Origin of the sequence: Streptomonospora arabica (assembly GCF_039531585.1) — a bacterium.
Taxonomy (GTDB): domain Bacteria; phylum Actinomycetota; class Actinomycetes; order Streptosporangiales; family Streptosporangiaceae; genus Streptomonospora; species Streptomonospora halophila.
Map to the genome: position 1 here is coordinate 156315 of NZ_BAAAQI010000006.1, position 21612 is coordinate 177926.

Here is a 21612-nt window from a genome sequence, read left to right on the forward strand (position 1 = left end):
CTGACCTGGGTGGCTTCCGCCGCGCTCCCTCGCGACCGCACCGCACCCCCGCCGGTCGCCGGCGCGGCCGTCCGCAGTCCCCGTCCGAAGGGCATTCCGCCGTGGGCAACCATGCGCCCTCCCGCACCTCCTTGCGGGACCGCCTCAAAGAGAAACGCTCGATCGTCGTCATCAGCGCCACCGGCGCCGCGCTCATCGCAGCCGGAACCGCCGGCGCCGCCACCGTCGACCGCCTCGCCGCCGCGCCCCAGTCCGCCACCGGCGAGGCCGCCCTGCCCCCCGCCGAGACCGCCGACGACCGCCCCGCCCCCCAAGGCTCGCCCGGCCAGGACCACGACGAGGCCCAGCAGCAGCGCCAGCAGGCGCTGGAGGCCGCCACCCAGTCCTTCACCGGCACCACCACCCAGGAGCACAAGCCCGAGCCCGAACAGGACACCGGCGGAACCGGCGGCTCGGACCAGGCGGCCGACATGAGCCCCACCGGCGAGGGCGGCGCGTGCGAGGCCTCCATGTACAGCGAGCCCCAGCCCACCGCCAGCGGCGAGCAGTTCGACCCCAGCGCCATGACCGCCGCGCACAAGAGTCTGCCGATGGACACCATGGTCCGGGTCACCAACCCCGGCACCGGCGAATCGGTCACCGTGCGCATCAACGACCGCGGCCCCTACATCGCCGGACGCTGCCTGGACCTGTCCACCGCCTCCTTCGAGCAGATCGCCTCGCCCGACGCCGGCGTCGTCGACGTCCGATGGCAGGTCGTCAGCTGACCGCCGCGGCCTGAGCTCCCCGCAGCCCGCCGCCCGCCCGCCCGCGCGCTTGCGAGCACCGGCCCGAGCACGCCCCGCCGCGCGCAGCGCCCGCGCCCGCACCCACCCGCGTGGCAGAATGCGGCGAGACGCCGGTACAGGAGTGACGGCGGGGAAGGGAGAGGCGGGTGTTCCGCACCGAATCGGGCCAGGTCATCTCGCCCACCGACCTGGTCGACACCATGGAGTGCGAACACCGCAGCGCGCTGCGCATCGCCGCGGCCGAGGACGTCCCCGGCGCGCCCGCCCCCACCGACCTCGACCCGCTCGTCGCCCAGCAGGGGGCCGCACACGAGCAGGCCGAGCTCGACAGGCTGCGCGGCCTCTTCGGCGACGGCGTGGTCGCCATCGCCGACCCCGCCCCCACCGACGCCGCCCTGCGCGCCGCCGCCGAAGCCACCGCCGAGGCGATGCGCGCCGGCGCCCCCGTCGTCTACCAGGCCTGCTTCTACGACCCCGTCACACCCGGCGTCGCCTTCCACGGCCGCGCCGACTTCCTCATCTCCACCGCCGTGGACCCCGCCACCGGCGCCGCGCGCCCCGGCGCCCCGGTGCGCTACGAACCCTGGGACACCAAGCTCGCCCGCCGCCCCGGCCCCTCGGCGATCCTCCAGCTCACCGCCTACGCCGCCGCCCTGGAACGCACCGAGACCGGCCGCGGCGAGCACATGCACCTGATCACCGGCGACCGCGGCGTGCACACCCACCGGGTCGCCGAGTTCCTGCCCGTCCTCGACGGCGTCCGCCGGCGCCTCCTGCAGGCCCTGGGCGAGCCGCCCGCCCTGCCCGACCCCCTCTGGGCGCCGCCCCGGCCCGCATGCGACGGCTGCGGCTACAGCGCCCTGTGCGCCGAAGGCCGCGCCGCCGCCCGCCACCTCTCCCTGGTCGCCGGACTCCGCACCGACCAGGCCCGCCGCCTCGACGACTGCGGGATCTCCACCATCGACGCCCTCGCCGCGGCGAGCGAGGACGACCGCCCGCCCGCCATGCCCCGCCACTCCTTCACCCGGCTGCGCGAGCAGGCGGCCCTGCAGGTGCGCCAGGACGCCACCCGCACCGCCGAGGACCCCCAGGGCACCGTCATCGCCGAGGTCCACTCGCCCGAAGGCCTGGCCGCCCTGCCCCCGCCCAGCCCCGGCGACGTCTTCTTCGACATGGAGGGCTACCCCTACTACGACGGCGCCGACGGCCGGGGCCTGGAGTACCTCTTCGGCGCCGTCACCCCCGCCGCAGACGGCGCGGGCACCGAGGAGTTCCACGCCTTCTGGGCCCACGACCGCGCCCAGGAGAAGCGCGCCTTCGCGGACTTCGTCGACTTCGTGTGCGAACGCATCGACGCCGACCCCGGCGCCCACGTCTACCACTACGCCTCCTACGAGGCCGACCGGCTCAAACTCCTGGCCGCCGCCTTCGGCACCCGCGAGGCCGAGGTCGACGAGCTGCTGCGCCACCGCCGCCTCGTCGACCTCTACACCGCCGTGAAGAAGAGCCTGCGCGTCTCCCAGCGCTCCTACTCCATCAAGTACCTCGAACCCCTCTACCTGCCGCAGAGCCGCGGCGGCGAGGTCACCACCGCCGCCTCCAGCATCGACGCCTACGCCGACTACCTCGCCGCCGCCGAGGCCGGCGAGACCGAGCGCGCCGACAAGATCGTGCGCGCCATCGCCGACTACAACCGCGACGACTGCGTCTCCACCGCGCGCCTGCGCGACTGGCTGGAGGACCTGCGCACCCGCAACGGCATCACCGCCCGCCCCGCCGGCCAGAGCGAGCTCGCCGCCGAGGACGCCGACGAGCGCGCCGACGAGCGGCGCCGCCGCCGCGAGGAGCAGGAGGCCCGGCTGCGCGCCCTGACCGACCCCCTGCTGGAGGGCGTCGCCGACGACCCCGCCGCCCGCACCCCCGACCAGCACGCCCGCGCACTGCTGGCCTCCCTGGCCGGCTACTACCGCCGCGAGGAGAACCCCTCGTGGTGGGACTACTTCCGCCGCGTCTCGGCCCCCATCGAGGAGCTGGAGGCCGACAACGAGTGCCTGGTGCCGCTGCGCGCCCGCATGGGGGAGTGGCAGGAGCCCACCGGACGCCAGAAGCTGGCCCGCCGCGAGGTCGAGCTGCGCGCCGACCCCGCCCGCCCCCACCCCTTCACCGCGGGCGACTCCGTCCGGCTGCTGTACACCGGGGCACCCGGCCAAGAGGCCGACACCGTCAGCGCCGCCGTCGAGACCGCCTCACCCGAGCGCCTCACCCTCGTCGAGACCTCCGCACCCGGCGAGACCTACGCCCGCGCCCCCGCGGCCGTGCTGCCCGGCGCGCCCGTGCGGTCGGCACCCAAGGACGACGCCCTGTGGTCCCTGGCCGCCGAAGCGGTCGAGGCGCTACCCGAGCTGCCTCCGCGCGCCGGCCTGGACGTCCTGCGCCGCCGCCCGCCGCGCACCCGCGACGGCGCCGGCCTGCCCGACCCCGCCGAGCACGGCGGCGACCTGGTCGCCTCGGTCATCGCCGCCGTCGACCGGCTCGACTCCTCCTACCTCGCCGTGCAGGGCCCGCCCGGCGCCGGCAAGACCTACCTGGCCGCCCGCCTGATCACCCACCTCGTGGCCTCCGGCCGCACCGTCGGCGTGTGCTCCACCAGCCACAAGGCCGTGGAGAACGTCCTGGCCGCCGCCGCACACGCCGCCCGCACCGCCACCGCCCCGGGCGGCGACCCGGCGCGCCCCCCGCTGCCGATCGCCAAACGCCCGCCCTCCGGCAAGGCCGACCCCAAGGCGCCCTGGGACCAGCCCAAGAGCCCCAAGGACCTGGCCGCCTGGCGCGCCGAACACACCGGCGGCCACCTCGTCGGCGGCACCGCCTGGAACCTCGCCAACCAGGCGATGCGCGCCCACCCGCTCGACGTGCTCATCATCGACGAGGCCGGCCAGTTCGCCCTCGCCGACACCCTCGCCGTCTCCACCGCCGCACGCGACCTCGTCCTGCTCGGCGACCCCCAGCAACTGCCCCAGGTCGTCCAGGGCGCCCACGGCGAGGGCGCCGCGGCCTCGGCCCTGGAGCACCTGGTCGGCGGCGCCGAGATCATCGGCCCCGACCTCGGCTACTTCCTGGACCAGACCCGCCGCATGCACCCCGCCGTGTGCGCCCCCGTCTCCCAGCTGTCCTACCGCGGCCTGCTGCGCGCCCACCCCAGCGCCGCCGAACGCGCGATGGCCGGCGTCGACGCCGGCCTCTACCGCTGCGAGACCGAGCACACCGGCCGCGCCACCCACAGCCCCGAGGAGGTCGAGGCCGTGGTGGCCATCGCAGCCGACCTGGTCGGGCGCACCTTCCACGAACCCGGCGCGGTGGCCGACCGCGAGATCACCGGCGAGGACGTCCTGGTCGTCGCACCGTTCAACCTCCAGGTCCGCGCCCTGCGCCAGGCCTTGGACGCCGCCGGGCTCGCGGGCGTGCGCGTGGGCACCGTCGACCGCTTCCAGGGCCAGGAGGCACCCGCGGTCATCTGCTCCATGACCGTCTCCAGCGCCGCCGACGCCGCCCGCGGACTCGACTTCGTACTCTCCCGCAACCGCCTCAACGTCGCCCTCTCCCGCGCCCAGACCGTGGCCGCGCTGGTCTACTCGCCGCAGCTGGCCGCCTCGGCACCGCGCTCGGTTGCCGAACTGCGCGTACTCGCCGGTTTCGCCGGCCTGCGCGAGGCCGCGGCACCCCGCCGCCACCCCGCTGCCTCCACCGCCGCCAGCGGAGGCTGACGCGGGCCCGCGGGCGATCCCGGCTTGATCATCAGGCGCAGGCCGAGTTGGATGTCCCCTATGGCAGAGACCCGGCCCGAAGCGCCCCGGCGATACCGGAGAATCGTCTCCAGGACGCCGCGACCGACCCTCGCGCCCGCTCCGCTCCGCCGCGGCCGCCCCGCGGCCCACGGCCCGACCGGCACCGCGCCGGCGTGCCCCGACACCCGCACACTCCGCGCCGCCCCCGGCGGCCGCATCGTTGGGAGAAGGTTCCCCCGTTGACGCCTGCAGAGAACGGAGACCGGCAGATCCGCAACACCCGCCACCCTCTGGGAGTCCGGATCACCGCAGGCGTGCTTGGCGCCGCCTGCCTGGTACTGGGCCCGATCGGCTACCTGCGCGCCATCGCGGCGGGCGAGGGGTCCGCGGCCGAGTGGTACACCCTGAGCTTCAGCGCTTCGGTGGGGCTGCCGCTGCTGGCCGCCGCGATCACCACGGTCGCCGGCGACCGCCGCGCGGCGCTGTGGTCGCTGGCCCTGCTGGGCTGGCCGCTGGTCTACGTGACCGCCGTCCACGTGCTGCTCGCGACCTGAACCGGACATCGCAGCGGCCCGCGGACGCTACGTTGGGGCCGGGGCGCCCGCCCCGGGCCCGCCCGCGACCGACGCGACGAGAGGCACCCGTGTCGCCTAAGAAGAGATCCAAGAAGCCCGGCCGCTCCGCCGGCGGCGCACGGCCGCCCACCGGCACCGCAGGCGCCGCGCCCACCCGAACCGCCCCGGAGCAGGAGAGGAGGGACGCCGCCGCCTCCGGCGTCAGCCGCACCCCGGTCGTGCTCGACGACCGCCGCCGCTGGCCGGTGGCGGTGTGGGCCGCCCTCACCGCGGTGTGGACCCTGGGGTCGCTGCTGTTCTTCGTGCTCTTCCTGGCCGAGGGCTTCGCCATGCTCGGCGAGACGGACGACGGCGCCGCCTCCGCGGGCATGCGCACCGCCGCCTGGTACCTGCTGGGACTGGTCGTGTGCGCCCTGGTCGCCCCCCTGGCCGGAGCCGTGTGGGCGGCGCTGCTGCGCCGCCGGATCGCGGCGATCCTGTTCACCGTCGCCCTGCTGCTCTCCGGGGGCGCCCTGTTCTCCCTGGACACCCCGGCGGGCATCGCCGAGGCGATCGGCAACGGCATCGCCTCGGGCTGAGGTGCCGCGCAGGCACTCCGCACGCGCCGCGCCGCGCCCCCGCGCGCACACGCCCGGCACCATGGGCCATCATGGCCTGCGTGGCCAACGACGACACCCCCCGCATCCGCGACAGCGCACACAGCGACCCCGAGCCCGGCACCGCCCCCGACACCGGTGCCGACGGCGTCGCCGAGATCGTCCCGGCCGAGGTGCGCGAGCACCTGGTGCGCGGCACCCGCAGCGTCCTGGTCGACGAAGGCGCCCTGGACGCGGTCCGCCGCCGCTTCGACGACGAGCAGGCCGGCGCCCTGGGCCGCTACCTCGCCTCGGCCCAGTCGGCCAACACCCTGCGCGCCTACCGCTCCGACTGGATCGCCTTCACCGCCTGGTGCCTGGCCGAGGGGCGACGGTCCCTGCCCGCCGACCCCGTCGACGTGGCCGTCTACCTCGCCGCGGCCGCCGACACCGTCCGCCCCGATGACCCCGGCCGCTGGGCCCTGGCCCCCTCCACGCTGGAGCGCAAGGCCGCCGCGATCGCCGCCGTCCACGGCGCCCAGGGCCTGGCCGCACCCACCCGCACCGAGGTCGTACGCATGACCCTGCGCGGGATCCGGCGACGCCGCCGCGCGGCGCCGCGCCGCAAGCGCCCGCTTCTGCTGCCCATGCTGGAGACGCTGCTGGCCGAGCTTCCCGAGGCCGACGACCCCGTCGGCGGCATCGCCCGGCGCCGCGACGCCCTGCTGCTGCTGGCCGGATTCGCCGGGGCCCTGCGCCGCAGCGAGCTGGCAGCCCTGGCCTTCGACGACGTCGCCCTCGACGCCGACCACCGCAGCGGCGACCCCATGATCGTCGTCCGCCTCGGCGCCACCAAGACCGACCAGGCCGCCCGCACCGAGCAGCAGATCGCCCTGCCCCGCGGGCGCCGCCCCCGCACCTGCCCCGTGTGCGCCTTCGCCGACTGGGCCGACCTGCTCGAATCCCGCCGCGACGGCGGCGCCGAAGCCGTGGCCGAACACCTCGCCCGCACGCCCGCAACCCGGCCCGGGGCCCACCGCTGCCACACCTACACCGGCACCGACCTGGCCGACGGCACCGGCCGCCCCCTGTTCCCGCCCGTGGACCGCCACGGCCGCATCGGCGACCGGGCCGTCTCCGGGCGCGCGGTGGCCGACCTCGTCAAGCGCTACACCCGCCGCGCCGGCCTGGACGCCGACGCGTTCTCCGGCCACTCGCTGCGCGCCGGCTTCGCCACCCAGGCGGCGATGGGCGGCGCCAGCGACCGCGAGATCATGCGTCAGGGGCGCTGGAGCAACCCGCGCACCGTCCACGGCTACATCCGCACCGCGAGTCCGCTTGAGGACAATGCGGTGACCCGTTTGGGCCTGTGATCAATCCGAGCCCGAAATATGTCAAGATGCGTGCGTGATCGATGAGTTTCGTGCGGCCTTCCAGGAGCTGATCGACGCCTCGGTCTCGACCGACCCCGGGCGCTTTCCTCCGGCCGTGCACACGGTGCACCAGCTGGCCGCAGAAGTGCCGCCAAGCGAGCGCGAGCTGGCGCTGGAGGCGCTGGGCCCCTTCCTCGGAGGAGGCCACACAGCCCCCGGCGTCGCCGCCGACCTGTCCCTGATCGCCGGAGCCCTGGTCGAGATGGGCGCCGACCCCGGGCCGGCGGGGGCCGAGGTCGTGCGCCTGCTGCGCAGCATCGGCCAGGGCGCGGCCGTCTTCCTGCACGCCTGGGAGCAGACCGGCGGCGGACCGGCCCCCGAGCCCGACGAGATCACCGCCGCCGCCGAGGAGCGCGTCGCCGCGCGTCTGGGCGAGAGCGCTTCCACCGCTACGGTCTGCTGGTGGACCATCCGCCGCTACGGATTGGCCGCCCGGACGATGCTCACCACGGCCGGCGTCCGCAGCGCCGTGCGGGCCGACTCCGAACTGCGCGCCGAACTCGTCGCCATCTCCAACCAGCTCAGCGGCGTGCTCCCCGAGTTCGGCGAGATCCGCGCCCTGCTGCGCATGGCCGAGGCCACCTCCGCCGTGGTGCTGGACCGCTCCTCGGGGCGCGCCTTCCGCGTGCTCTTCGACGGCATCGGCGACAACTTCCAGCTGCACACCCTGCTCGCCGACGCGCTCATCGGCCCCGAGGGGCGCGGCCTGCCCGGACGCCGCCCCGACCCCCGCTGGACCGCCGCCTTCCGCGACGGCCGGCCCGACCCCCAGGCCCGCGTGGTCCAGGGGTGGTGGAACCTCGTGGCCCTGGACGGCTCGTGGGTCTGGAACGAGGGCGTGCCCGCCGACATCCCCACCGTGGACGGCGAGCACGTGCTGGTGCTGGAGGAGCAGCCCTACCCCCGCTCGTGGAACGCCGGACGCCGCCACCCCGTGGTGAACGGCTGGCTGGAGGTCGAGGAGGAGGTCTCCGCCGAGGAGGCCCAGGCGTGGTGGAGCCGCGCGGCCCCCGCACCCGCCTCCACGCGCCCCCACACCGGTCCGGAGCCGGAGGGGGAGCCGGGGACCCTCGACACGGCCGTACCCGCCCGCGGAGGCGGTACGGCCGCCGAGGAGCCCGCACCCGCCGTCCGCCCCCAGGAGTCCTCGGGCCCGCCCTACGGCGGCCCCGCGGCCGCGCCCGAGCCGACGGCCCCGGCAGCCGGCGTCGGGGCCGCCGATGCCGCCGACGCCTTCGGCGGCATCGCAGCGGCGGTGGGGGAGGAGCATCCCGAACCGGCACCGGACCCCGCCGCACGGCCCTCCGGCGACGCCGCCGAGACCGGCCGGGCCTTTGCGGTGCAGGCGCCCCCGGACCCCGACCCGCTCGGGGCCGCCCGCGAGCGGCTTGCGGAGGGCGTCTCCGAGGGCTTCGCCCCGATCCCCGGCGGCTCCGCGAACGGCTCGCACCCGCCCGCCCCCGAGTCCCTCGCGCCGCGGCCCGCCGCAGCAGCGCCACCCCTCGGGTCCGACAAGCCCGCCGAAAGCGAGCGGCCCGCCGACCGCCCCGAGGAGGACCCCGGCGACGAGGCCCCCGCACCGCCGCTCGGGGAGCCCGCGACGGGACCGCAGCCCGCGGCGCCCGCGGCCGCCGGCGGCGAGGACGGCACCAATCGGCCTGCCGCCGCCGATGACCCCTCCGACGAGGAGGCGAACGACGGTGCGGATGAGGACGGCGCGTCCGCGGCGGGGGAGCCGGGCCCGAGGCGCGAGGCCGCCGCGCCCCCGCTGCCCCCGCTTCCTCCGGGCGTCTCCGACAGCTCCGGCTGGGGCCCGCGCTGGCTCTGACCCGGCCGGGCCCGAGGGGGAGACGCGCGAGGGGCAGGCGACTGACCCGGCGCCGCTCTGGGGCCGGCCCGCAGCGGGGGTGCGGGCGTTTACCGGGAGCAGGCGCTTCGGCGGGCCGACAGTCGGCCCAAGTAAATCTACATCGTAAAGGCGGTGGTTCGCGGTTCCCGGCCGTTCCGATCTGCAGCCGGTAGGGGAGCAGAGCCGCTGCGACTCCGGCGCACCGCCCGCTGGCCTCCGCGGCGGCGAGAGTGCGGACGGAACGGCGGTCGGCGCAGCGGTCCGCTCTGCCGGGAACGGGGAACCGGCAGCGCGCGCCGCGCTCAGGCCCGCGCGGTACGGCGGTGTGCGGCGCCGGTCTGTTGCTCCTCGTAGTCCTCGTCGTAGAGGCCGTCGAAGTACTCGTCCTCTGTCACGCCCTGCTCGCGCTCCTTGCCCGCCCAGCGGGAGGGGGCCAGCATCGGGACGAACAGCGCCAGGCCCAGGGGCAGGTAGGCCCCGATCGACAGCAGCGTCACCGCACCCTCCACGCCGGGCAGGGCGGGCACCCGCTCCACCAGCGCGGGGCGCAGGACCTGCACGGCCGTGAACCCGATCAGCGCCAGCCCCGCGATACCGGGCAGCAGCGGCGTCAGCCGCGGCGGCACCAGGACCAGCGCCACCAGCAGCCCCACGACCGTGGCGGCTCCCAGCGCGACGGCTCCGTCGACGGTGGCGAGCGAGTGGCCCGTCTCCTCCAGGCCGACGAAGCGCGGCAGCGTCCACCCGGTACCGAGCATGAGCACCGGCGCGAGCGCCAGGCCGACGATGAATCCCACGAAATGTCGCACGAGTCTTCTCCTCAGCTGTGTAGGGGCGGCGGGCGGCGGTTCGGCGCCGTTCCGCCGGCCTCCGGCGGTCGGCCGGCGCGTTCGTGCGCGGCTGACCGCGCGGTCCGGCACCGCCCGACGCGACTCCACGGGGAGTACGGGGAGTTGGGCATGCACCATAGCGACATTTGCCGCCAAATGGGCATAGTCCGCACGCCCCGTGGCGATCCAAAGGGTCATCACGCAATCCCGCAGGGTGGCACAACGCAGTTGGGGGCGACCGGAACCACCCGGAATCGGCCTGTGAAAACCGGGCAAACTCACTCTGCGTCACCTCGCCCGACCGCGCACCGCGCGCCTAGGCTGGGTCCGTGAGCAACACAGAACCCGCAGGCGGCTCTGAGCCCGACCCCGAGGTCGTCGAACTGGCCAGCCGCGTCTTCGACCTCGCCCGCCGCGGTGAGACCGACCTTCTCGCGGCCTACCTCGACGCCGGACTCCCGGTGAACCTCACCAACGACAAGGGCGACACCCTCGTCATGCTCGCCGCCTACCACGGCCACGCCCGCACCACCGCCCTGCTGTGCGAACACGGCGCCGACCCCGACCGGCTCAACGACCGCGGCCAGTCGCCGCTGGCCGGGGCGGTCTTCAAGGGCGAGGACGAGGTGGTCGACGTGCTGGTCGACCACGGCGCCGACCCGGGGGCCGGCACCCCCTCGGCCCGCGACGCCGCCCGCATGTTCGAGAAGGAGCACTACCTGCGGCGGTTCGCCGACCGGCCCTGACCCGGTCGGCGGGCGCGGGGGAGTGCGGGGCCGGCGCCCGGCGGCGGATTTCCGGGAGCGCCTCGGCGCGGGGGAGCGGCGGCCGGGTCGGGCGGATGAACGGGTGCCGCCGGACGCGCCGCCCGCCCGGTAGGGGAGCGGGTAGGACCGAGCGCGCCCAACGCCGCCGGTTGTCCCGCAGAACGAATCTACGTTGTAAAGGCGGTCGTGGACGTCACTCCACCACCCCACCAGGCCCCAACCCTCAGCCGCTCTCCAGAACCCGCCGACCGTGCTCCATATACAGCGTGGACCCGCGCATGACGGCCTCCGCGGCGGCGGTGACGCGCCGGCGCGTTCCCTCGCCCAGCAGCTCCGCCGACTCCTCGGGCGCGGCCAGCATCGCGTCGCTCAGCTCGTCGGGGGGCAGACGCACCCGCGCGAGGTCCGCCTCCTCCAGCGCACCCGAGAAGACGAAGACCGTCGCCGGCCGCCGGTCGGGATGCAGCTCGGGCGGCAGCCAGTCCACGCAGACGAGCCGGTCCAGCACCGGCACGAACCCCAGCTCCTCGCCGCACTCGCGCCGGCAGGCCGCCAGCGGCGACTCGCCCTCCTCGATGACGCCGCCGGGCAGCGACCAGCCCGGCTTGTAGGTGGGCTTGACCAGCAGCAGCCGCCCGTCGGCGGTGCTCAGCAGCGCGGCGGCCGCCCCCCGGCTGCGGGGCAGGCCCTCGAAGAACGCGTACTCGGAGTCGGCGACCACGCCGCCAGACTACGGACCTCCCCGGCAGATCCCGGCAGCCGGGGCGGCGCGCCGCCGCACATCCCGGTGCCCGGCGGGCGGGCGCGCGGCGCGCCCTTCGGGACTCACCGCGACGCGCCGGCTCCGCCCTCATCGGGCCGGTCGCCGCCCCGCTCCGCCGCTCCCGCGCCCGGCGCGGCCGCCGAGCCCAGCGGGGTCCGGCTCACCGGCCGGCGGCCGAACCGCCGCCGCAGCTCGTAGGCCACCAGCACCACCGCCACCGCGGCCAGTGTCGCCCACAGCGGCAGCCGCTGGTCGGGCAGCAGCGCCATCGCCCCCAGGATCGCGAGCAGCCCCGCCAGCGTCGCCCAGCTCAGGTACGGAAACCCCCACATCCTGAACCGCAGGGCGCCGGGGTCCTCGCGGCGCAGCCGCCGGCCCAGCACCAGCTGGGAGGCCACGATCGTCAGGAACAGCACGAGCAGGATCGCGCCGATCGAGGCCACCAGGAACGCGAAGACCGTCTCCGGCCACAGGTAGTTGCCCACCACCGACGCGTAGCCCACGGCGGTGCCCAGCAGGATCGCCCGGGTGGGTACCCCGCGCCGGCCCACGGCCGCCAGCGCCCCCGGCGCGTCGCCCTGGCGGGTCAGCACGTGCAGCATCCGCGAGGAGGTGTACAGCGCCGCGTTGAGCACGCTCAGCACGGCGATGAACACCACCACCTCCATGACCAGCGGTGCGGCGGGCACCCCGACCCGCTCCATCACCGCGACGAACGGGCTGCGCAGCAGCTCGGCGCTGTCCCACGGCAGCACCGCCACCACCACCACGATCGAGGCGACGTAGAACAGTCCGATGCGCCAGAGCACGTTGGTGGTCGCGCGCGCCACCCCGCGCTCGGGCTCGTCGCTCTCGCCCGCCGCGATGGTGACGATCTCCACGCCGCCGAACGAGAACAGCACGACCACCGTCGCCGCCAGCACCGCGCCCCACCCGTTGGGCGCGAAACCGCCGTGGGCCCACAGGTTGTCGACCGTGGGGCCCGCGCCGCCCGGCCACAGACCCGCCGCGAACAGTCCGCCCAGCACCAGGAACGCCACGATCGTGGCGACCTTGACCAGCGAGAACAGCGTCTCGGTCTCACCGAACACGCGCACCGAGACCAGGTTGGCGCCCGTCATCACCAGCAGCAGCCCCAGCGACAGCAGCCACCCCGGCAGCGGCACCCACGCCCCCAGCGTGGCCGCGCCCGCCACCGACTCCGCCGCCACAAGCACGCTGTACATCCACCAGTACAGCCACCCGATGCAGAACCCGGCGCGCGGCCCCAGCGCCAGGCGCGCGTAGTCGGAGAACGACCCCGCCGACGGCCGGGCCACGACCATCTCGCCCAGCGCCCGCAGCGTCAGCAGCACCAGCGCACCCGCCAGCGCATAGGAGAGCACGGCGGCCGGGCCCGCGGTCGTGATCACGGCGCCGGAGCCGATGAACAGCCCGGCGCCCACGGCCCCGCCGATGGCGATCATCGCCATGTGCCGCCGCCGCAGTGAGTGCGCCAGCCCCGACGTGCCGGAAGAGGTCGCGGTTGAGGTGCTGTCCCTGGTCACGGGCACCGAGGGTAGCGGCTGTGCGCGAGTGCCCCGTCACACCCCGGTCGCCCCGCGCCGCGGCGGCGGCACTCCCTCCGGCGGGGGAAGCGGCGGCCGGTCCCGCGTGCGAGTATCGCCCTGTGCCCCACATCCGCCGCCTGCTGAGCCCGCTCACCGCGGTCGCGACCTACACGCGCTGGGTCCACCTGGTCCTGGGCGGAGTGGTGTTCATGCCTTACCTCATGGCCACCGCCGTGCTCGCCTCGCTGATCCTCGCCGGAGGCGGCGGGCCCGGCGCCGGTTCGCCCGACTCGGCGCTGGCGGTGGGGCTGGTGCCGGCGCTGCTGCTGATCGCGGCCACCGCGTGGCTGCCCGGCGTGCGCACCATGTCGACCCACCTGGTGCGCGCCCTGGTCACCGGCGCGCTCGCCGCCGAGGAGGTCGCCGAGGCCCGCACCCGGCGCAGCCGCATGCGCACCGCCCTGTGGCTGGTGCTCCATCTGAGCGCGGGGTTCGCGGTGTGCCTGGCCACCATGCTGGGGCTGACCCAGTCGGCCGTGCTGGCCGCCACCGCCGTCGTGCCCGACCCGGCCGGGCTGATGGAGGGCTCGCTCTATCCGCTGGGCGGCTCCCCGCCCGCGCCGGCCGAGCGCATCGCCGCGTCCTTCGCCGGTGCCGCCCTGCTGCTGGCGGTGATCTACACCGTGGCCGGCCTCGGCGCGCTCATGTCCCGGCTCGCGCCGGTGCTGCTGGGGCCCTCGGCGGCGGAACGGCTGGCGGCGGCCCAGCAGCGCGTGGAGACCCTGGCCGAACGCAACCGCCTCGCCCGCGAGCTGCACGACTCCATCGGCCACGCCCTGTCGGTGGTCACCCTGCAGGCCGGTACGGCCGCCCGCGTCATCGACACCGACCCCGCCTTCACGCGCTCGGCGCTGGAGGCCATCGCCGAGCAGGCCCGCACCGCCACCGCCGAGCTCGACCACGTCCTGGGGCTGCTGCGCGACGAGGGCCCCACCACCGCCCCGCAGCGCGACCTGGCGCACCTGGAGAGGCTCATCGAGGCCACCCGGGCCATCGGCGCCGAGGTCTCCGCCGACATCGAGGGCGACCCGGCCGCCGTCCCCGGCGTCGTCTCCCGCGAGACCTACCGCATCTGCCAGGAAGGGCTCACCAACGTGCTCCGCCACGCGGGGCCGGTGCCCGTCGCCCTGCGCCTGCGGGTCGGCTCCGGCGGGCTGACCGTCGAGATCGCCAACCCCGCGCCCGCCGCCGCGGTTGCGGCCCGCGTCGGCGGACGCGGCCTGCGGGGGATGCGCGAGCGGCTGCGCCTGCTCGGCGGGACCCTGGATGCGGGGGCGGAGGACGGACACTGGCGCCTGCGCGCCGCCATCTCCTGGAAGGACGCACAGTGATCACGGTGGCGCTCGTCGACGACGAGGACCTCATCCGCGCGGGCCTGCGGGCCCTCATCGAGTCCGAGCCGGACCTGTCGGTGGTCGCCGAGGAGGCCGACGGCACCGGGGTGGTGGACATGGCCCGCCGCCACCGGCCCGACGTGGTGCTGATGGACGTGCGCATGCCGCGCCTGGACGGCATCGAGGCGACCCGCGCACTTGAGCGGTCGCTGGACGCGGCGCCCGCCGTCGTCGTGCTGACCACGTTCGAGAACGACGACTACGTCTACGGTGCGCTGCGCGCCGGCGCCCGCGGCTTCCTGCTCAAGCGCAGCCGCCCCGAGCAGATCCTCGACGCCCTGCGGACGGTGGTGCGGGGCGACTCGCTGCTGTTCCCCGCGGCCGTGCGCCGCCTGGCCGCTGCAGCGGGCGCGGTCGACACCCCGGCGGCGCGGGCCGTGGCGTCGCTGACCGAGCGGGAGGCGACCACGCTGCGCCTGCTCGCGCGGGGGATGTCCAACGCCGAGATCGCCGCCGAGCTGTTCGTGGGGGTGGAGACGGTCAAGACGCACGTCTCCGGCATCCTCGCCAAGCTGTCGGTGCGCGACCGCACCCAGGCGGTGGTGGCGGCCTACGACTCTGGCCTGATCCGTGTGGGCGAGGACCCGGCGCCGCGCTGAGCACTGGCCGAAAGCGGCGCCGGGTCGGCACGCATTATGAATCTACGTTGTAAAGGCCGCTATTTGGCAGGTCACTCGCTCCTCTCTCTACCGCCCAAGCGCCGAGCCCGTCACCGGGCACCTCACACCTGCTGGGCACCGGGACTGCCGTCCTCGATGACGAACGTCGCCAGGTTGCGGATCGGCGCGTCGGGCCGGGTCACGTAGTCGACGACCCGGTAGTCGGTGCGCCACTGCCCGCGGGAGACCTCGTTGCGGACATAGCCCCGGCGCCGGTTGATCAGCTTGATGTGGGGGTTCTCGGCCAGCTGGACGAGGTCGGTGCCGCGCTGGTCCTCGCCGTCGCCGCCGCTGGCGATGGAGGTGCCCACCACTTCGGTGGCCACCGTCGCCGAGTCGGGGTCGGCGAAGTCGGCCTTGACGTCGCACAGGTAGTTGGCGTGCACGTCGCCGGTGATCACCACGGGGTTGGAGGGTCCCGAGGCGAAGACGTCGCGCATCCGGTCGCGCTCGTGGCGGTAGCCGTCCCAGGCGTCGTTGGAGAAGTTGGTGCTCTCGCCCTCGTTGAAGTCGCGCTGGGAGAAGAACACCTGCTGGGCCAGGACGTTCCAGCGTGCGGTGGGCCCGGTCAGGCCCTCCTCCAGCCACTCGCGCTGCTCTGCGCCCAGCAGCGTGCGGCCGGGGTCGGCGTGGCCGCTGTCGCCGACCTGGTCGCTGCGGTACTGGCGGGTGTCGAGCAGGTGGACGTCGACGAGGTCGCCGAAGGTCAGCCGGCGGTAGAGCTGCATCGCCGAGCCGGCGGGCCGCTGGGCGCGGCGCAGCGGCATGTGCTCGTAGTAGACCTGGAAGGCGCGGGCGCGCCGGCGGAGGAAGACCGCCGGGTCCTGGTCGGGCTCGTCGTCGGGTTCGGAGACGTCGTCGGCCCAGTTGTTCTCGACCTCGTGGTCGTCGAAGACCACCGCCCAGGGGAAGGCGGCGTGGGCGGCCTGCAGGTCGGGGTCGGTCTTGTGCTGGGCGTGGCGGACGCGGTAGTCGGCGACCGAGAACACCTCGCGGGCGGGCAGGTGGCCGCGGCCGATGTCGCCCTGGGCGTCGCCCTCGTAGATGTAGTCGCCCAGGAAGCAGACCAGGTCGAGGTCCTCCTGGGCCATGTGGGCGTGGGCCGTGTAGTAGCCGGAGGGGTAGTTCTGGCAGCTGGCGAACGCGAAGGCGAAGCCGTCCAGGCGCGCTCCGGGGGCGGGCGCGGTCTTGCTGCGCCCCACGGGGCTGAGCTCGCGGCCCGCGCGGAAGCGGTAGTGGTACTCCGCGCCCGGTCGCAGCCCGTGCACCTCGACGTGCACCGAATGGCCCTCCTCGGGGCGGGCGAACTCGGCGCCGGAGGCCACGACGCGGCGGAAGCGCTCGTCGGTGGCCACCTGCCAGCGCACCCGCACCCGGCGGTCGGGCATGCCGCCGCGGCCGTCCTCGGCGAGCGGGTCGGGGGCCAGCCGGGTCCACAGCACGAAGCCGTCGGGCAGCGGGTCGCCGGAGGCCACGCCGAGGGTGAAGGGCTCGGTGATCCTCCCGCGGCCGCCCGCGCCGTTGTGGCCCGGTTGGGCCCAGGCGGGGCCGGTGCCGAGTGCGAGTGCGCCGATGGCGGCTCCGCCGGCGGTCAGTGCGCGGCGGCGCGTGGGGGATGCGGCGGCGGTGGAGAGGGGCGGGTCGGGGTTCGGGGTGTTCTCGGGGGCGGGGGATTGGGGGGATCGGGGGACGTCGGGCATGCACGGTCTCCTCAGTCGATTCGCTGGCCGCCCTCCACGGGGGAGGAGGTGCGGTGGACCGTGCTCTATGACGACATAAGGGGCATGAAACCCCAACCACCTCATAGTGAACGTTCGGCTTCGCGCGGCGCAGCCGGAAAAGCCGCTGGTCACTGGGGTTTCGTCGAGAGAAATCAGAATCGGCGAGGCAAATACGAGCGTGCGGAAACACCACTCCGCACCCCGCTTCCGCCACCATCCGCCGCCATTAGCAGAAGGCCTTCATTTCGCAACGGCGGCGGTTCATCCGCCATGGTCCGCCGGTCCGGGAATCGGCAGCGAAGCGTTCACCCGAACCCGATAGCGGCGGCGGGCGGGGCGCCCCGCGGCGCGGCCCCGGCTGTCAGGGTCGGCGGGCGCGCCGACGGGGTCGCGGAGCTCGTCGGGGCGCTCGAAGACGAACGGCCGGTCGAGGAAGGCGAGCACCGGCGGCGGAGGGGCGAGCCGCTTTACCCGTGGTTCGACGCGCGGCCGGCGCTCGGTCGCCCGTTCCGCACCCGCCGCGGGCGCGGCGGCCGACGCGGGGCTGGGATGAGGTGCCGCGGGTCAGGGGCGGATGTCGATCTCGACGGGCGGGTGCGCGGCGGGGGCGCAGTCGATGTGGCCGAGGTCGGCGACGACGGTGTCGGCGTGGGGGCGCAGTTCGTCGGCCGCGGCGGTGGTCGTCACGGCGACGGTGCGGGCGCCGGCGGCGCGGGCCGAGGCGAGTCCGGCGGGTGCGTCCTCGAAGACGACGCAGCGGGCGGGGTCGGCGTCGAGCCGGCGGGCGGCGAGGAGGTAGGGCTCGGGGTCGGGTTTGCCCGCGGTGACGTCGTCGGCGGTGATCAGCAGGGGCGGGTCGATGCCGACGGCTTTGGCGCGCGCTTGGGCGAGGGGGCGGGTGCAGGAGGTGACGATCGCCCAGGCGTCGTCGGGCAGGCTGGCCAGGAGTTCGCGGGTGCCGGGCAGGACGCGCAGGTCGGGGGCGCGGTCGATCTCCAGTTGTTCGAGGCGCTGGGTGGCTTCGGCGACGCGGTCGGCGGGCAGGAGCTGGGCGGCGATCTGGCGGGCGGGGATGCCGTGGCCGACGACCTGGGTGAAGCGGTCGCGGTCGATGCGGTACTCCTGGACCCATTGGGCCCAGGACGCTTCGATCGCGGGGCCGGAGTCGACGAGTGTGCCGTCCATGTCGAACAGGAGCGCCTGTGCAGTGATCATCACGGGGGCGAGTCTAGGCAGCGCGCCGCGGGGGCGGGGGAGTGGGCGGGTGTGGATCGGGCCACGCGCGGGGCCGGGGTCAGGCGGGGTCCTGGCGGGTGGGGTCGTCGAGCATGGGTGTGGTTCCGGGGTTGGCGGGGCGGGCGATGGCGGGGCGCAGGGAGGCGGCGTCGGCGGCGTCGGAGACGATGCGGGTGAAGTTGTCGGGCTGGTCGAGGCTGACGAGGTGGCCGGCGCGGGGGACGTTGAGCAGGCGGCCGTCGGAGCAGGCGTCGAGGAAGCGCTTCTCGTGGATGCGGAAGTGGTCGCGGGCGCCGTTGATGAGCCAGACGGGGCCGGGGTAGGCGGTGAGGGCGCCGAGGACGTCCATGTCGGCGACCTCGTCGATGACGGCGCGGGCGGCTTCCATGGCGAGGCCGCCGTCGAGGGCGGCTTGGGCGCCGTCGCCGAGGGTGAGGCGGTGGAAGCGTTCGTTGACGGCTTGGCCTTTGTCGGGGAGGCGGTCGAGGAGGGCGGTGGGGATGCGGTAGACCTGCGCGAGGGTCTGGGCGGGGCGGGCGGTGCATCCGGCGGCGACGAGGCCGGCGGTTTTGTGGGGGTAGGCGGCGGCGGTGGCGATGGAGACGAAGCCGCCGAGGCTGAGGCCGACGACGAGGGCGCGGCCGCCGAGGGTGTCGATGGTGTCGGCGACGGTTTGGACGGCGCCGGTGAGGGTGAAGTCCTCGCCGCGGCGGTTGCCGTGTCCGGGGAGGTCGCAGGCGACGGCGGTGCGGCCGGCGGCGGTGAGCTGGTCGAGTTGGGGCCGCCACATGCTGCTGGAGAAGCGGAGGCCGTGGACCAGGACGATCGGCAGGCTCATGGGCGGTCCTTGTGCTGGTTGGGGCGCGTGGGGGTGGGCGCCGGGCGGTCGGCGGGTGTGCGGGGGGTCATGGGGTGTAGGTGACGGTGACGGGTGCGTGGTCGGACCAGCGGCGGTCGTGGGTGGGGGCGCGTTCGACGCGGGCGTGGTGGGCGGTGCGGGCGAGGGCGGGGGTGGCGAGGTGGTAGTCGATGCGCCAGCCGGCGTCGTTGTCGAAGGCGCGGCCGCGGTAGGACCACCAGGTGTAGGGGCCGGGGGTGTCGGGGTGGAGGGTGCGGACGACGTCGCGGCAGCCGGTGGTGTGGAGGAGGCGGGTGAGCCAGGCGCGTTCGTGGTCGAGGAAGCCGGAGTGGTTGCGGTTGTTGCGCCAGTTCTTGAGGTCGGCGGGGTGGTGGGCGATGTTGAGGTCGCCGCAGAGGAGGAGGTGGCGGCCGCGGGTGGTGGTGTCGTGGACGCGGTGGGTGAGGTAGGGCAGGAAGGCGTCCATGAAGCGGTGTTTGGCGTCTTGGCGGGGGGTGCCGACCTCGCCTGAGGGGAGGTAGATGCTGGCGACGGTGAGGTCGCCGATGTCGGCTTCGAGGTAGCGGCCGGCTTTGTCGAATTCGGGGGTGGCGAAGCCGGTTCGGTGGGTGTGGGGCGGGGTGCGGGTGTAGATGGCCACGCCGGATCGTCCGGGTTCGTCTGCGGGGGCGAGCAGCAGGTGGTAGCGGGGGTGGCGGGTGAGTGCGGTGGTGAGCTGCTCGGGGCGTGCGCGGGTCTCCTGGAGGCAGACGATGTCGGCGCCGGTGGTGTCGAGCCAGTCCAGGAGGCCTTTGCGTGCGGCGGCGCGCAGGCCGTTGACGTTGACGGTGGTGATCGTCGTGGGCACGTCGGTAAGCGTAGTCAATCGGCGGGTGGGGCGGGTGCGGGGTTCATGCGGTGGTGGGGGGCGGGGTGAGGTCGCGCAGGGCGGTGTAGGTGCGGTTGGAGCGGGCGGCGTCGCGTTGGGCTGCGGCGGTGGTGTCGATGTAGGTCTGTGAGGAGGTGATGGCGGCGTGGCCGAGGAGGTGCATGATCTCGGTGACGGAGGCGCCGTCTTCGGCGAGGCGGGTGGCGAAGGTGTGGCGGAGGGCGTGGACGAGGGTGCCGCGGGCGACGCGGTCGTGGATGCCGGCGTGTTTGTAGCACTGGCGGACGAGGTATTGGAGGCCGCCGCGGCGCAGGGGGTGGTTGCGGGTGTCGACGAGGAGGGCGTCGTTGCCGGTGGGGGTGCGGTTGAAGCGGGCGGCGCGGCTGCGGAGGTAGTCGTCGATGAGGGCTTCGAGCGGGGGTTCGATGGGCAGCGAGCGGGTGGTGTTGCCTTTGCCGTGGACGCGGATGCGGCGTTCGCCGGGTCGGCCGCCGAGGGAGTCGATGGTGAGGTCGAGCATTTCGGCGGAGCGCAGTCCGGTGAGCAGGGCGAGGGCGAGGACGGCGAAGTCGCGTTGGGGCCAGGGGTCGCGGGCGCGGCGGCATCCGGCGGCGAGGGCGGTGAGGAGTTTTTCGGGGGTGTCTTCGCCGATGAGGGGTTTGGGTTGGTGGGGTTTGGTGCGGGGGCGGGAGACGGCGGGCATGGGGTTGCCGTCGGTGAGGTTGTGGGCGACGAGGAAGCCGAAGAAGCCGTTCCAGGTGGACCAGGCGCGGGTGACGCTGGTGGGGGCGCGGTCGGCGGCGAATCGGGCGAAGGCGTGGCGGAGGAGGGGGGCGGTGAGGTCGGCGAGGTGGAGCTGGTCGGGTCGGCAGCGTTCGGCGTCGGCGAGGTGGTGCAGGAGGGTGTGCAGGTCACGGCGGTAGGCGGCGAGGGTGTGGGGTGAGGGCTTCTGGGGTTGGCGGGCGGTGAGGTATTCGGTGATGGCGTCGTCGACGGTCATGGTGTGGGCGCGGGGGGTGGTGGGGCGGGTGCTGTCCATGGTTGAAGGATTGCCTATGGCGTGGGCGTGCACACGTGGGGGTGGCGGGGTGTCGCGGGGGTGGGTCAGGTGAGTTCGAGGCCGCCGTCGACGGTGATGACCTGGCCGGTGATCCAGGTGGCGGCGGGGTCGGCGAGGTGGGTGATCCAGGTGGCGATCTCGTGGGGTTCGCCGCGGCGGCCGAGGGGGATGCGCTGGGTTTCGTCGTGGTGGATGCGGGTGACGGTGTCGGGGTCGAGTCCGGCGGCGGTGAGGGCGTTGCTGCGGGTGGGTCCGGGTGCGAGGGCGTTGGTGCGGATGCGGTGGGGTGCGAGTTCGAGGGCCCAGCTGCGGGTGAGGGATTCGAGGGCGGCTTTGGAGGCGGCGTAGGGGGCGGCGCCGGGCATGGGGCGGTGGCCGTAGGTGGAGGAGATGTTGACGATGGCGCCGCTGGTGCGGGTGAGGGGGTCGAGTGCGGCGGCGGTGAGCAGGGTGGGTGCGGTGACGTTGAGGGTGAAGAGGTCGTCGATGGTGTCGGCGCGGGTGTCGGTGAGGGGCATTAAGGCGGTGGCGCCGGCGTTGTTGACGAGGATGTCGAGGCGTCCGTGGGCGGTGAGGGCGGCGTCGACGGCGCGGGCGGGGGTGTCGGGGGTGCGCAGGTCGGCGGGGTGGGGTGTGATGCGGGGGTGGGTTCGGGCGGTTTCGTCGAGGGCGTGTGGTGTGCGGGCGAGGGCGATGACGTGGGCTCCGGCGCGGGCGAGGGCGGTTGCGGCGGCGCGGCCGATGCCGGAGGAGGCGCCGGTGACGAGGGCGACGCGGTCGGTGAGGGGTGTGGGGGCGGGCATGGCGCATCCCTTTCATTCGATGTTTGACGAACATCGA

General features: G+C 75.0%; 18 protein-coding genes. 9 read left to right on the plus strand and 9 right to left on the minus strand.

Annotated elements, in window-relative coordinates; all coding sequences use genetic code 11:
* The first annotated feature begins 101 nt into the window (after positions 1 to 101).
* The 6 genes from ABD284_RS12640 to ABD284_RS12665 all read left to right on the plus strand — a co-directional run bounded on the left by ABD284_RS12640 (position 102) and on the right by ABD284_RS12665 (position 8984).
* Entirely contained in the window at positions 102 to 767 is a 666-nt protein-coding gene (locus ABD284_RS12640) for a septal ring lytic transglycosylase RlpA family protein (protein ID WP_344143073.1), read from the plus strand.
* A 167-nt stretch (positions 768 to 934) separates the two neighbouring features.
* On the plus strand, positions 935 to 4552 hold the full coding sequence (locus ABD284_RS12645) for a TM0106 family RecB-like putative nuclease (RefSeq protein WP_344143074.1): 3618 nt from the start codon (positions 935 to 937) through the stop codon (positions 4550 to 4552).
* A 260-nt stretch (positions 4553 to 4812) separates the two neighbouring features.
* Positions 4813 to 5127, plus strand: coding sequence for a hypothetical protein (locus ABD284_RS12650; RefSeq protein ID WP_344143076.1), 315 nt, complete (start codon positions 4813 to 4815; stop codon positions 5125 to 5127).
* Between the two features lie 89 nt (positions 5128 to 5216).
* On the plus strand, positions 5217 to 5726 hold the full coding sequence (locus tag ABD284_RS12655) for a hypothetical protein (RefSeq protein ID WP_344143077.1): 510 nt from the start codon (positions 5217 to 5219) through the stop codon (positions 5724 to 5726).
* A gap of 71 nt (positions 5727 to 5797) precedes the next feature.
* Positions 5798 to 7096 (plus strand): site-specific integrase, encoded by a 1299-nt coding sequence (locus ABD284_RS12660; RefSeq protein WP_386699726.1) that lies wholly within the window; start codon positions 5798 to 5800, stop codon positions 7094 to 7096.
* Positions 7097 to 7130: 34 nt separating this feature from the next.
* Positions 7131 to 8984 carry a hypothetical protein gene (locus ABD284_RS12665; RefSeq protein ID WP_344143078.1) on the plus strand — a complete coding sequence of 618 codons (1854 nt, stop codon included), beginning with the start codon at positions 7131 to 7133 and terminating at the stop codon, positions 8982 to 8984.
* A gap of 323 nt (positions 8985 to 9307) precedes the next feature.
* Here the strand turns inward: ABD284_RS12665 and ABD284_RS12670 are convergent, their stop codons facing one another.
* Positions 9308 to 9814 (minus strand): hypothetical protein, encoded by a 507-nt coding sequence (locus ABD284_RS12670; RefSeq protein ID WP_344143080.1) that lies wholly within the window; start codon positions 9812 to 9814, stop codon positions 9308 to 9310.
* A gap of 350 nt (positions 9815 to 10164) precedes the next feature.
* Between ABD284_RS12670 and ABD284_RS12675 the strand changes: the two genes are divergently transcribed.
* Positions 10165 to 10581 carry an ankyrin repeat domain-containing protein gene (locus ABD284_RS12675; RefSeq protein ID WP_344143081.1) on the plus strand — a complete coding sequence of 139 codons (417 nt, stop codon included), beginning with the start codon at positions 10165 to 10167 and terminating at the stop codon, positions 10579 to 10581.
* A gap of 244 nt (positions 10582 to 10825) precedes the next feature.
* Here ABD284_RS12675 and ABD284_RS12680 read toward each other — a convergent pair whose 3' ends face one another.
* Both ABD284_RS12680 and ABD284_RS12685 read right to left on the minus strand, forming a co-directional pair.
* Positions 10826 to 11323, minus strand: coding sequence for an NUDIX domain-containing protein (locus ABD284_RS12680; RefSeq protein ID WP_344143082.1), 498 nt, complete (start codon positions 11321 to 11323; stop codon positions 10826 to 10828).
* Positions 11324 to 11427: 104 nt separating this feature from the next.
* Positions 11428 to 12837 (minus strand): amino acid permease, encoded by a 1410-nt coding sequence (locus tag ABD284_RS12685; protein WP_344143265.1) that lies wholly within the window; start codon positions 12835 to 12837, stop codon positions 11428 to 11430.
* Positions 12838 to 13034: 197 nt separating this feature from the next.
* Between ABD284_RS12685 and ABD284_RS12690 the strand changes: the two genes are divergently transcribed.
* Complete coding sequence (locus tag ABD284_RS12690; RefSeq protein WP_344143083.1) at positions 13035 to 14306, plus strand: sensor histidine kinase; 1272 nt, start codon at positions 13035 to 13037, stop codon at positions 14304 to 14306.
* Complete coding sequence (locus ABD284_RS12695; RefSeq protein ID WP_344143085.1) at positions 14303 to 14968, plus strand: response regulator; 666 nt, start codon at positions 14303 to 14305, stop codon at positions 14966 to 14968. Before ABD284_RS12690 ends, ABD284_RS12695 begins: the two co-directional genes overlap by 4 nt.
* Before the next feature lie 122 nt (positions 14969 to 15090).
* On the opposite strand, the gene ABD284_RS12700 is transcribed toward ABD284_RS12695, so the two are convergent.
* The 6 genes from ABD284_RS12700 to ABD284_RS12725 form a co-directional block, all read right to left on the minus strand.
* Positions 15091 to 16728, minus strand: coding sequence for an alkaline phosphatase D family protein (locus ABD284_RS12700; RefSeq protein ID WP_344143086.1), 1638 nt, complete (start codon positions 16726 to 16728; stop codon positions 15091 to 15093).
* A gap of 585 nt (positions 16729 to 17313) precedes the next feature.
* Entirely contained in the window at positions 17314 to 17964 is a 651-nt protein-coding gene (locus ABD284_RS12705; RefSeq protein WP_344143266.1) for an HAD-IA family hydrolase, read from the minus strand.
* A gap of 79 nt (positions 17965 to 18043) precedes the next feature.
* A complete protein-coding gene (locus ABD284_RS12710; RefSeq protein ID WP_344143087.1) occupies positions 18044 to 18823 on the minus strand; it encodes an alpha/beta fold hydrolase in 780 nt (259 codons plus the stop codon).
* Between the two features lie 67 nt (positions 18824 to 18890).
* The gene (locus ABD284_RS12715) at positions 18891 to 19691 is read right to left on the minus strand and encodes an exodeoxyribonuclease III (RefSeq protein WP_344143088.1); all 801 of its coding nucleotides are present in this window, start codon (positions 19689 to 19691) and stop codon (positions 18891 to 18893) included.
* Positions 19692 to 19734: 43 nt separating this feature from the next.
* Positions 19735 to 20751 (minus strand): tyrosine-type recombinase/integrase, encoded by a 1017-nt coding sequence (locus ABD284_RS12720; protein ID WP_344143089.1) that lies wholly within the window; start codon positions 20749 to 20751, stop codon positions 19735 to 19737.
* Positions 20752 to 20816: 65 nt separating this feature from the next.
* Positions 20817 to 21575 carry an SDR family NAD(P)-dependent oxidoreductase gene (locus tag ABD284_RS12725; RefSeq protein WP_344143090.1) on the minus strand — a complete coding sequence of 253 codons (759 nt, stop codon included), beginning with the start codon at positions 21573 to 21575 and terminating at the stop codon, positions 20817 to 20819.
* Between the last annotated feature and the right edge of the window lie 37 nt (positions 21576 to 21612).